Origin of the sequence: Aidingimonas lacisalsi, from assembly GCF_008079445.1 — a bacterium.
Classification (GTDB): domain Bacteria; phylum Pseudomonadota; class Gammaproteobacteria; order Pseudomonadales; family Halomonadaceae; genus Aidingimonas; species Aidingimonas lacisalsi.
The window spans coordinates 50,085-61,684 of record NZ_VRYH01000011.1 but is presented as its reverse complement, the minus strand read 5'-3'; the positions used below and the strand labels follow the sequence as shown (position 1 = coordinate 61,684).

Annotated in this window: 13 protein-coding genes; 4 read left to right on the top strand and 9 right to left on the bottom strand. The window is 60.6% G+C overall.

Annotation, left to right across the window (positions count from 1 at the left end):
* The first annotated feature begins 161 nt into the window (after window positions 1-161).
* The 4 genes from FVV99_RS17175 (at window position 162) to FVV99_RS17160 (ending at window position 3,644) form a co-directional block, all read left to right on the top strand.
* On the top strand, window positions 162-983 hold the full coding sequence (locus FVV99_RS17175) for an enoyl-CoA hydratase-related protein (RefSeq protein WP_148255353.1): 822 nt from the start codon (window positions 162-164) through the stop codon (window positions 981-983).
* Window positions 983-3,055, top strand: coding sequence for an acetyl/propionyl/methylcrotonyl-CoA carboxylase subunit alpha (locus FVV99_RS17170; RefSeq protein WP_148255352.1), 2,073 nt, complete (start codon window positions 983-985; stop codon window positions 3,053-3,055). Before FVV99_RS17175 ends, FVV99_RS17170 begins: the two co-directional genes overlap by 1 nt.
* An 86-nt stretch (window positions 3,056-3,141) precedes the next feature.
* The gene (locus tag FVV99_RS17165) at window positions 3,142-3,393 is read left to right on the top strand and encodes a type II toxin-antitoxin system Phd/YefM family antitoxin (protein WP_092569338.1); all 252 of its coding nucleotides are present in this window, start codon (window positions 3,142-3,144) and stop codon (window positions 3,391-3,393) included.
* The gene (locus tag FVV99_RS17160; protein WP_148255351.1) at window positions 3,390-3,644 is read left to right on the top strand and encodes a Txe/YoeB family addiction module toxin; all 255 of its coding nucleotides are present in this window, start codon (window positions 3,390-3,392) and stop codon (window positions 3,642-3,644) included. Before FVV99_RS17165 ends, FVV99_RS17160 begins: the two co-directional genes overlap by 4 nt.
* A gap of 110 nt (window positions 3,645-3,754) precedes the next feature.
* Here the strand turns inward: FVV99_RS17160 and FVV99_RS17155 are convergent, their stop codons facing one another.
* From FVV99_RS17155 to FVV99_RS17115, 9 genes are all read right to left on the bottom strand, one after another.
* Entirely contained in the window at window positions 3,755-4,393 is a 639-nt protein-coding gene (locus FVV99_RS17155; protein ID WP_092569336.1) for a class I SAM-dependent DNA methyltransferase, read from the bottom strand.
* A 97-nt stretch (window positions 4,394-4,490) separates the two neighbouring features.
* On the bottom strand, window positions 4,491-4,622 hold the full coding sequence (locus FVV99_RS18955) for a hypothetical protein (RefSeq protein WP_269090067.1): 132 nt from the start codon (window positions 4,620-4,622) through the stop codon (window positions 4,491-4,493).
* A 523-nt stretch (window positions 4,623-5,145) separates the two neighbouring features.
* Window positions 5,146-5,496: a VOC family protein gene (locus FVV99_RS17145; protein WP_148255350.1), complete on the bottom strand. Its 351-nt coding sequence runs from the start codon at window positions 5,494-5,496 to the stop codon at window positions 5,146-5,148.
* Between the two features lie 130 nt (window positions 5,497-5,626).
* Window positions 5,627-7,315: an ABC transporter permease gene (locus tag FVV99_RS17140; protein ID WP_236645450.1), complete on the bottom strand. Its 1,689-nt coding sequence runs from the start codon at window positions 7,313-7,315 to the stop codon at window positions 5,627-5,629.
* The gene (locus FVV99_RS17135) at window positions 7,312-8,286 is read right to left on the bottom strand and encodes an ABC transporter substrate-binding protein (protein WP_148255349.1); all 975 of its coding nucleotides are present in this window, start codon (window positions 8,284-8,286) and stop codon (window positions 7,312-7,314) included. Before FVV99_RS17135 ends, FVV99_RS17140 begins: the two co-directional genes overlap by 4 nt.
* Before the next feature lie 34 nt (window positions 8,287-8,320).
* Entirely contained in the window at window positions 8,321-9,502 is a 1,182-nt protein-coding gene (locus FVV99_RS17130; RefSeq protein ID WP_148255348.1) for an ABC transporter ATP-binding protein, read from the bottom strand.
* A 522-nt stretch (window positions 9,503-10,024) separates the two neighbouring features.
* Window positions 10,025-10,594: a GNAT family N-acetyltransferase gene (locus FVV99_RS17125; RefSeq protein ID WP_201745139.1), complete on the bottom strand. Its 570-nt coding sequence runs from the start codon at window positions 10,592-10,594 to the stop codon at window positions 10,025-10,027.
* Window positions 10,584-11,129: a GrpB family protein gene (locus FVV99_RS17120; protein ID WP_236645449.1), complete on the bottom strand. Its 546-nt coding sequence runs from the start codon at window positions 11,127-11,129 to the stop codon at window positions 10,584-10,586. The genes FVV99_RS17125 and FVV99_RS17120 overlap by 11 nt, the downstream gene beginning before the upstream one ends.
* A 79-nt stretch (window positions 11,130-11,208) precedes the next feature.
* Window positions 11,209-11,559, bottom strand: a complete 351-nt coding sequence (locus FVV99_RS17115; RefSeq protein WP_148255347.1) for a VOC family protein — start codon at window positions 11,557-11,559, stop codon at window positions 11,209-11,211.
* Window positions 11,560-11,600 lie beyond the last annotated feature (41 nt).

Sequence of the window (11,600 nt, the reverse complement as noted above, 5' to 3'; positions counted from 1 at the left end):
TGCCGCTAACAGGCCGGATATAAGCGTGCAGTCTCACCCCGGCCATGGCGATTCGGGCTTGCACAACGGGACGGGTCCATATAAGCGGTTTCAACCGCGATGCAGGGCGATAAGCCCTGCCATAGTGCCTACGTCGCTCGTACACGAGATGGAGAACCGATATGCCTGATACGACGCGTTTTACCCACCTGGACATCGACGCCCGCGGCGTCGCCTGGCTGACACTCGATCGGCCGGAAGTGCATAACGCCTTCGATGATCACTTGATCGTCGAACTCAACCACCATCTCGATCAACTGGCGGCGGCTGCCGAACGCAACGAAGTGCGGGCACTGGTGCTGTCGTCGACCGGCAAGCACTTCTCCGCCGGCGCGGATCTCGGCTGGATGCAGCGCATGGTCGAGTACGGCTTCGACGACAATCTGGCCGACTCCCGCATGCTCGACCGCATGATGCATGCACTGGACACGCTCCCCTGCCCGACCCTTTGCCGCGTACAGGGAGCTGCTTTCGGCGGTGCGGTCGGCCTGGTCGCGTGCTGCGATATCGCCATCGCCTCCGAACGGGCCACCTTTTGCTTATCCGAAGTCCGAATCGGACTGTCCCCGGCAGTGATCAGCCCCTATGTACAGCGCACTATCGGCCCGCGCCAGATGCGCCGGTATGCCCTGACAGCCGAGACCATCAACGTCGGCATCGCCTTGGAACTGGGTTTGATCCATCAAGTGGAATCGCACGATACCCTGGATCGGGCCGTCGAGACCATGCTCGACAAGCTGCTCGAGGCCTCACCCCAGGCGCAACGCGCCACCAAGACCCTGCTCGAACACGTCGCCGGCGATGCCAGCATGGAAAACGCTCGGGAGCACTGCTGCCGCGTCATCAGCCAGCTCCGCGTCAGCGACGAAGGGCAGGAAGGCATGGCCGCCTTCTTCGAAAAACGCACTCCGAACTGGCCATCCCCCAACGGGACATCATCGTGATGGCACCGCGACACCGTTTCGACACACTGCTGATCGCCAACCGCGGTGAAATCGCCTGCCGCATCATGCGTACCGCCCGGCGCATGGGCCTGCGCAGCGTGGCCGTCTACTCCGATGCCGAAGCCCATGCCAAGCATGTTCGCGAGGCCGACGAAGCCATGCGCATCGGCCCCGCCGCCGCCCGCGACAGCTACCTCGATCAGCATGCCGTGCTCGAGGCCGCCCGACGCAGCGGCGCCCAGGCCATTCACCCCGGCTACGGTTTTCTCTCCGAGAATGCCCACTTCGTCGATGCGTGCGCCCGTGCCGGCGTCACCTTCATCGGCCCGCCCGCCTCGGCGATTGCCGCCATGGGCGACAAGTCCGCCGCCAAGGCCCGCATGGCCAACGCCGGTGTGCCGCTGGTGCCCGGCTATCACGGCGACGACCAGGACAACCAGCGCCTGCAGGCCGAAGCCGACAGGATCGGCTACCCGGTACTGCTCAAGGCCAGCGCCGGCGGGGGTGGCAAGGGCATGCGCGTGGTGGCATCCGCCGTCGAATTCCAGGCGGCGCTGGACGGCTGCCGTCGCGAATCCCGGGCCGCCTTCGGCGACGACCGCATGCTGATCGAGAAGTACCTGACCCAGCCGCGCCACGTCGAAGTCCAGGTGTTCTGCGACAGTCACGGCAACGGCGTCTACCTGTTCGAACGCGACTGCTCGGTGCAGCGCCGCCACCAGAAAGTGCTGGAAGAAGCGCCCGCCCCCGGCATGACGCCCGAGTTGCGCCACGCAATGGGCGAGGCCGCCGTGCGTGCCGCCAGGGAAATCGGCTATATCGGCGCCGGCACCGTCGAGTTCCTGTTGGACGCTTCACAAGATCAGGATGGCAGCTTCTACTTCATGGAGATGAACACCCGCCTGCAGGTGGAGCACCCGGTCACCGAAATGATCACCGGTCAGGACCTGGTGGAGTGGCAATTGCGCGTCGCCATGGGCGAACCGCTGCCGCTGGCGCAACACGAACTGACCCTCACCGGCCACAGTATCGAAGCGCGCCTCTATGCCGAAGACCCGGCCCATGACTTCCTGCCCGCCACCGGCACGCTGGAACGCTTCGCTCTCGACCGGGAAGGCGCCGGCCTCGACCCATCCCGCGTGCGCCTCGACAGCGGCGTGGATAGCGGCGATGCCGTCTCCATGCACTACGACCCCATGCTCGCCAAACTGATCGTGCACGGCGACGACCGCCCCCAGGCGCTCGCCACGCTCACCCTGGCACTCGCGGCACTCGACATACGCGGTGTCACCACCAACCGGGACTTCCTGCAACGGCTGGCAGGCCACCCCGCCTTCCAGCAGGCGCAACTCGATACCCGCTTCATCGAGCACCATCACGACGCGCTCTTCGCCCCCCACCACTACCGCAGCGAAGACTACGCCGCGGCCGCCCTGGTCGCGCTCGATCGACTCGGCAACGAACGCGCCGGCGACTCCCCCTGGGACCGCCACGACGGCTTCCGGCTCAACGCCCCGTACCGGATACGCATCGCCCTCTGCGATCCCGCCCACAGCCAGGATGCCGACGACGCCCAAACCATCGTCACCGTCGACGGCCATCGCGACAATGCACACGAGCCCTGGACGCTCCGCATCGGCGACGAGACACTCACCGGCGAACTTCAACGCCTGAGCGGCGACGCCATCGCCGTCATCCTCGACGACCATCGCCGCCGCCTGCAGGCACGGCTCATCCCTTGTCAGGCCAGCCACCTCATCGAACTCGCCGACGCCAACGGCATCGCCCGACTCTACTGGCGCCGCCTCGACGCCATCGACCACGGCCACCGCGAAGCGGAATCGACCCTCTCCGCCCCCATGCACGGCACCGTCGTCGCACTACTCATCGACCCCGGCACACCGGTCGAAAAAGGCATCCCCTTGATGGTGATGGAAGCCATGAAAATGGAACACACCCTCACCGCCCCCGCCGACGGCCAGGTCATCGGTTATCATTTCCAGGCAGGCGACACGGTAGGCCAGGGTGACGTACTACTCGAATTCGCAGCGGCAGGACAGGCAGGGGAATGAGGCGGACAGGGAGTCACTGTGTACTTGTTGCAACCATGAGCGTACTATATTCTGCACAGGTACAATAATCTGTACAGGAGAAACCAATGGATGCCATTAGCTACACAGCCGCCAGAACCAATCTCGCCAAAACCATGGAGCAGGTCTGTGAAGACCATTCTCCGATCATTATCACCCGGAGCAAGGCGCAATCCGTGGTAATGATCTCCCTCGAGGACTACGAAGCATTGCAGGAAACCGCATACCTTCTTCGTGCGCCTAAAAATGCCCGTCGTCTGCTGGAATCCGTTGCCGAACTGGAGCAAGGTGGCGGAGAGGAAAAGGAACTTCTCGAATGAAACTCATCTTCTCCGAACACGCTTGGGAAGACTACCTGTACTGGCAAAAAACCGATAAAAAGCTCCTTAACCGAATCAACAAGTTGATCAAGGAAACGCAACGGGAGCCTTTCGACGGCATCGGCAAGCCCGAACCATTGAAGCACAGCCTGGCCGGTTACTGGTCTCGCCGAATCAGCGAAGAAGACCGAATGGCCTATAAAGTCATGGATGACACCTTGCTTATTGCCCAACTTCGGTACCACTACTGATCCAGGCACGAGACACTTCAGACGTTGTTCGTGGCTCATCAAACACCACACCCATCCCGACCGACGGATCTTGTAGGGGCGACTTCAGTCGCGATGCGCCCCTTTCTCGGTTACCCCAGCACCCGATACGTACACATCTTGCAGACATTGCCTTCCTCGATCTGGTAAGGCGTATCGTAGAAACTCACCAATTCCCACGCCTCCTTGATCTCCAGATCCAGCATCCGCGCCCGATAACCATACTCCTCGTATGCCCCCTCGCGCACGGTAAAGGTAATCACCCCGCCCGGCCGGGTCACACGGACCAACTCATCGAACCCATCCGCGGTGATATGGCCGTAAGTGAAGGTACCCGTACAGATAACCGCATCATAGGCGTTATCTTCCAGCGGCAAGCGCATGGTCATGTTCGCCTGTAACAGCGAACGGTAGATGTTCTTGGATGCCGCTTCATCCAGCATCTCCCAAGAATAGTCCAGCGCATCCAGCGTCCTGTAGCCACGCTTCACGAGCTCCTCACCTACCAGCCCGGTACCACTACCGGCATCGAGAATCACCGCCTCGTGATTGCCGCCCAGCGCCTGATCCAACGCCTCGGCGCTGGTGATGTGGGCGACATAGCCAAGCTCAGCCAGATCGCTATCGTAGTCGGTCGCCCACGCTTTATAGGCATCTCTTAGCTGTTCGTGGTCGTCTGCGGTATAAACCTTGTTGAGAATTTCGGTCTTGGTGATTTCTTTATCGGTCATAGCCTCCATCCACTATTCTGCCCAGCGGCACGCAGCATTCTTTCCTGTTCGTTTTCACCGACCCCGAGCATCTGCAGGATCCGGCGCTGGGCGGCATTCAGAATGTGTTGACGCTCCTTCCCCCGGGCAGACGCTTGGCAACCGCCACGGCACCTACCAACGAGACGAGGATGGCGCGGAACTTCTCGGCAATGATCTCGCAATCGGGCTCAAAGGGCAATTTCTGCACGCAGCCCAGACGATCAACGGATTATCGAGCACCAAATCTGCCACAATCGACGGGTTTTGCAGGAGCGATTCAGCCGCGGTAAGTGGCTGAATCGAACACTCAAACCATCACGATCGACGGGTTTTGTAGGAGCGACTTCAGCCGCGGAAAGTGGCTGAATCGAGCACTAAAACCATCACGACCGACGGGTTTTGTAGGAGCGACTTAAGTCGCGGTAAGTTGCTGAATCGAGCACTAAAACCATCACGACCGACGGGTTTTTCAGGAGCGACTTCAGTCGCGATAAGTGGCTGAATCGAGCACTAAAACCATCACGATCGACGGGTTTTGTAGGAGCGACTTCAGTCGCGATAAGTGGCTGAATCGAGCACTAAAACCATCACGACCGACGGGTTTTGTAGGAGCGACTTCAGTCGCGATAAGTGGCTGAATCGAGCACTAAAACCATCACGATCGACGGGTTTTGTAGGAGCGACTTCAGTCGCGATGCAGCGCGCAGCGTTGCCACAAACCATGCCCATCATCACTCATGCTGCAATAGATTGATCAACCGACCGAAAGGATCGCGAACATAGAACCGCCGCACGCCCCAAGGCTCACTGACGGGCCCATATTCGATAGCCACGTTCGCCTCCTGGAACCGCCTCAACGCCGCTTCGATGTCATCCACTTCAATGGATAGATCAGGCACCGGCGTTCCCGATCCCCCCTCTGCCCCAAAGCTCACCTGCACCCTCATCGTGGCATCCGAGCCGTACGTTCGGAACCAACCATGATCCATGAGCAGCTCAAGCCCCAGGATGTCACCGTAAAACGTCTTCGCCTTGTCGAGATCCGATGTCGCCATATTGGACATGATGCGTTTGACTTTCATGATGCAACCTGATTTCCGTATGTGTGTCTGAACCCAATGGGCTAGCGTGAACTATAGGCAAATCTGAAGGGTGTTGCGCAGGGCAGTGTGGAGCGCTTTAGGGTTCAGGGCGCTCCCCCACCAGACGGGATCAAACCAGCATGCCGCCACGCAGCCTACGAGCCACCAATAACAAGAGCCCAGTGGTGACTGCAACGGCGATGGTACTCAGGGCCATACCCTCTCCCACCGACCCCTGCTCGAACTGACGGAAAATATAGGTGGCTACGGTATGCATGCCCGGAGGTGTGAGGATCAGCGACGCCACCAACTCCCGGGTCGCCACGGCGAATACCAACAACATCGCCACCAGCACGCTGGGCAGCACCAACGGCAACACCACGCGCACCAGTATCCGCATGGGGCCGGCACCGGCCACGCGGGCCGCCTGCTCCAGGCTGACGCTCGTCTGGCGCAGCCCTGCGGCGGCATAGCGTACGGGATACGGAATAAGCAGGCAGCAGTAAGCCACCAGCAGGATTAACGGCGTATTGTATACAGTGATCGGCCACCAGGGCTGATTCCACACCAACACCAGGCCCACCGCCACCACGATCCCCGGAATGGCATTGGGCAGGACCGCGAGAGCATCCAGCAGCGTGCGACCTCGAACGGGCGCTCGCACCACACACCAGGCGATGACCATACCAGCCACTGCCGTGACCAGGGCCGTACCAGTGGCGAGCCCTAGGCTGTTGAGCAGTGCCGTTAGCGCCCCGGACCCTGGCTCCAGCGCGGCGCGGAAATGGTCCAAAGCCAGATTCCCCGGCGTGAGACCGCCGGACACGGTACGGGTGAGCGCGGTAACAACCATGCCGGTCAGCGGTAGCACCACGCCGGCGAACGCCAGCATTCCAAAGGCAGCAAGAACCGCGGGCCGCCATCGTCCCGGTTCAGCCTGCTGTGGCTGAACCGGCTTACCGGTAACCGTCACCCGGTCCCGGCGGGTTACCAGCCAATGCTGCAGCCCATATGCCGCGATGGCTAGCACCACTAAGACGGTGGACAGTACCGCCGCCCCGGGGATATCGATGGGCCAGTCGGCAAAGCGCTCGTGGATGCCGGTCACCAGCACGTGGAACCCCGAGCGCGAGGCGAGCGTCGCCGGGGTTCCAAACTCTTCGATGGAGAGCACGAACACCAGCAACTGCGCAGCGGCGATCCCCGGAAGGCACAGCGGCAAGGTCACACGCACAAACGCACGCCACGGCGAGGCGCCACATACGCGCGCTACCGCGCCCTGACGTCCACCCACGGCCGCGACAGTGCGCGATACAGCGAAATAGGTCAGCGGGAATAGGTTAAGGATCATCACGAATACCACGCCGCCGACAGAGAACAGGAAACCGCCGGCGTGGACACCGGTAAGCTGTTCCAGATAGCCACCCGGCTGCAGGGTCATCATCCAGGCCATCGCCGCGATGTAGGGCGGGATCATGAACGGCACCAGGAAAATCACATCCCAGGTCGTGGCAGCGGGAATACGGTAGACCGCACGCAGGAGCCCCACCGGCCCGGCGACGACCAGCGTCCCGAGGACCACGGCCAGCCCAAGCAGCAGGGTGTTGCCGGTTAGCTCGGCAAGCGCCGGATCCGGCAGCGTCTCGCGGAAGGCTTGAAACGGCTGGTCGAACGAGCCCTCGTTGAAGCCGGGGAACACGGCCTGCAGCAACAGAAACAGCAGGGGCAGCCCGACTAGCAGGATCAGGCCGACGGCCGAGGCAGCCACCAGCACGTGGCTGCCCTCCGGTCGCCGACGCATGGTAGGTGCCCTGCTCACCGGCCCTCCGTGACTTCCTTGAAGCGGCCCAACAGCGCTTCGCGATCGGCGGCCACGTCATCCTTCGTCTCGATGACGGTGAGTTCGTCAATGGTGGCGCGATCGGCCGGAATATCGGCCCGCGCCGGCATGAGGAAGACATCGGCCACCATGCGTTGACCCGTCTCCGAGAGCACGAAGTCGACAAATGACTTGGCCTGATCCGGCTGATCCGTATCGGCCTGGATCATGATCGGCCGCGGCGCAATCACCGTACCGCTATCCGGGTGGATCACCTCCACCGATTCACCGCGGGCAGCCTGGCCAAGCGCGATGTAATCCACCGCACCAAAGACCACCGAGCGCCCACCCTGAAGCACAGGGTTGAGCGCGGCCCGGTTGGCTCCCGGTACAATCAGACCCTGGTCGGCAAGCACGTCCAGTAATGCCCACGCGTCCTCGCCCCGGTCGGAGACCAATCCAGCGACGAAGTCATAGGCGGACCCAGACTGGGCTGGATCGGGCATGGAGACCTGATCGGTGTAAACAGGATCGCGGAGATCCTCCCACTCGCTGGGCCGCGGTACATCCGACTGCGTGTTGTACGCCAAAGATAGCGCTGCAACGCCCTGTGCAGTGTATGTATCGTTCACTAGAAAGTCGGGAACGGACTCCGCATTAGACGAGGTGTAATCCAGCAGACGGCCTTCCGCCTCCAGGTCCGCGGCGGAATCCCACGAAGCAGAGATAATGACGTCGGCCTGCGGGTTGACCCGCTCCGCTTCCAGCCGAGACATGACATCGCCCGTGGTCGACTGGAACAGATTGACGTCGACGCCGGTTTCCTCTTCAAATCCGCTCACCAGATTGTTCGCTAGTTCCCCGGGGCCGGAGGAGTATACTGTCAATTCCTGGCCGTGGGCTGTACTGACCCCGAGAACCGAAACCAGCGTCAGTGTCATTACAGTCGCGGCCCGATTACTTGATGGCATGATTCTCTCCACTCGATCGTTTTTGCATGATTGCTCAGAATTGCTCAGAGACTGGCCGCCGCAATGGAACGGGTGCATCCTCGGGCTCATCGACGGTCTCCCCCTCCCCGGCCCATTCCTTTTCCGGAAAAAAGCGGCACTGGCCAGCGTCCACCACCAACGGCACCGTGGTATCTCTATCCGGTGCCGTGGTGGTATGAAACTCCACTTCCGGGCCCATCACGCCCCCAAGACGGGCCCGGACGGCATAGACGTCACCGCGGTATCGGCAGCGCACCACGTTGGCCGCGATATGCCCATCGCCCTCCGCCGCCGGTGACAACGCATTGCGCGGCAACAGCATGCGGCCACGCTGTCCGGCTCGACCTACTGTGAGGGGCAGCAGCACCCCGCCGGTATCCGCACGTAGCCGACCGCTGTGTTTGTCAACCTTGCCGTCCACCAGCTCCCCAGCGCGGATAAACTCCGCCACGGCGCGGTCGGCGGGGTCGCGAAAGATGGTCTCGGGCGGCGCCACCTGACGCAGCCGGCCGTCCACCAGTACACCCACCCGATCCGCAACACCGAAGGCCTCGGTCTGATCGTGGGTCACGTAGACGGCGGTGACCCCCATACGGCGGACGGTGTCGGCAATTTCGTCCGCCAAGGTCTCCCGCAGTTCTCGATCCAAGTTGGACAAGGGCTCATCGAACAGCACAATCCCGGGCCGTGCCACCAGGGCGCGGGCTAATGCGACGCGTTGCTGCTGACCGCCACTGAGCGTTCCGGGGGATCGCTCAGCAAGTGCTGTCAGTCCCACCAGATCCAGCACCTCGGCAACCCGGCGGCGACGCTCCGAGCGGCCCACGCCCCGCACTTCCAGTGGGAATGCCACGTTTCCGGCCACGGTGAGGTGTGGCCACAGCGCATAGTCCTGGTACACCATGCCGATGTCGCGTCGCTCCGGTGGCAGGCTGTAGCCAACCGAACCATCGGCGGCGTGCATTCCCCCGATGGCGACGCGCCCCCGATTCGGCGCCATTAAACCGGCAATAATCCGCAGCAACGTGGTCTTGCCGCATCCCGACGGCCCCAGCAGGGCCAGAAACTCGCCCGACTGCAGGTCTAGATCAACGCCTCGCAGCGCCGGCATCCCATCGAAGGCTACATGGAGATCATGCAGAGCCAGCGTGCCGTTACCATGTACATCACATTCCGTCCGCGTCACGACTGTCATAACGCTCAGATCACCCGCTCGCCACTGATCGAAAAAGCCTTTGCATGAATGACTTCCCTTGGATTCGCACTCATATTAGCGATGCTCGAGCCAGCAATCCCTCGCGCCTGGCTAGCAGGGGAAAAGTATGGGAAAAGGAGATTACATGGACATGTCCGTGCCATGACGTTCGTTGGATCTAATACAGAAAAAATGCGTGTTCAGCCGGAGTCCAAGAAGGTGTGAAGGTGTGTATGAGGAAGGCATTCAAATTATGGATGGCAGTGTTTCCACAGTAGGCCCGCTGTCCGGTGCCCTCATGGCGATAGCTCCGATGCCGACACCGTTACTCACTTCCTGGTCAAGAAGGGTGTTGCTCAGAGCAGTGCGGAGAAATCCCCTCGCGATAACCATCGATCGCTAACCAATCATTCAACGACACAAACGACAACCCCCCGAGCCAGATGGCTGACTCGGGGGGTTTGGGGTTCGCGCTCGTATGCATAACACCACAATCACGCACTTGCCGCGTGCATTGCATTGTCAAACAGTTCGTTGGTATGACGTATCGCCACAAAATTCGAGAGTCAACCTAAGCATATCCTTGTGCTGCACTCCATCTTCAACGATTGGCTCTGAATAGTTCTTCAAGAAGAAGTTCTTATCGATGCGATCAACCCTGAAACCCTGCCGTTGGTAGAAGGTCAGTTGGTAACCGAAGCTGCCAGTCCCAACCTCCAGGCCCTTGGCACCTGACTCCTTCACTCTATCGATAACATGTTTCAGAAGTCGCGTTCCGATGCCACTCTGTTGATGCGATGGTGAAACGGCAATGTTCATCAATTCTACCATTCCTCCCGCGATCGGCTTGAGGACACAAGAGCCGACCACCATATCGTTGGCATAGGCGACGAAACACCTGGACTGATTCAGGTACTCTTTGATCGCATTTTCAGAGGGGTCTGCCAAAAGAAGTAGGTCCATCGGCGCCTCTGAAGGCGGCACTTCATCTATTCGCAACGGTATGTACACCTCGGAATTCGATATTGGGTTTAACGCTTGCAAAACGGCGCGAGGTACGAGCGTCCGGTTGAGCGCCGCGTTATGTTGCATAGCTCGCTAGCACCTCGCGTACGAACTCTGCTTTTGCATCAGTGTACGCTTCGCGATCAGTTCTGAATTCCGCCGCTAACCTCTGCTTATGCTGCTCATACCGGGCAGCAAGCGCTGGGTTCGACCTCAGCGCTTCCCGAAACGCCAAGCGCCGTCTCCACTCCGGTCCACCGTACACGACGATGTGAAGGTGATGGGTTCGATGGCCATTAGCCCAGCGCATGAGCCATCGGCGTTCCTGAAGCGTGGCGTTGAATTCGGCCGAAGTGGTGTACTTTGCACGACACAGCGGATCAATAAGTGTGTCAGCATGCGACATGGAGTCGACGCCTGCCAAAATGTCGATGATGGGTTTTGCGGAGAGCCCAGGCACCGCCGTACTGCCGAAGTGCTCGACTGCAATGAAGTCGCCGGGGAACAGGGCGAAGAGCCGATCCCGCTCGGCAGCGAATTGCGACACCCAACGGGCGTCGTAAGGCGCCAACGCCACGTCTTCATAAATGGCATCGTGCAGAGACTGTTGCTCGTCCATCATCTGCATTCATCCTGCAACATAACGCAGAGCTAACGTGCTGGGTGAAGCGAAGCGGAACCCCGTCACGTCGAGCGCCGTGTTATGTCTTAGCTTCACTTATCTCCACCTTGATGCCGTCCGGATCAACCAACACCGCGCTTAAGCGGCCAGACCTTATCTCGGGCTCACCCACTACTGACGCAGATGGAACATGGGTATCGACAATCTCGCGCACATCTTGCACCCGGAAATCCAGCCTTACAGCCGATGACACGGGGTTGGATGCCGATTCCGGATATATCTCGAAGACAAAATTGGCTTCCTCCGCTGCGTAATGGACGGGTCCGTCGCCATGCTGCTCTTCAGAAAACTTGAAACCGAGGCGCTCGTACCATGATCGCGATCTTTCCAGATCGGACACTCTTACTACGAGTAAGCTCAATTCCGGCATTGAAATTCACCCCAAGACATAACGTCCAAAGCAGGCGCGCC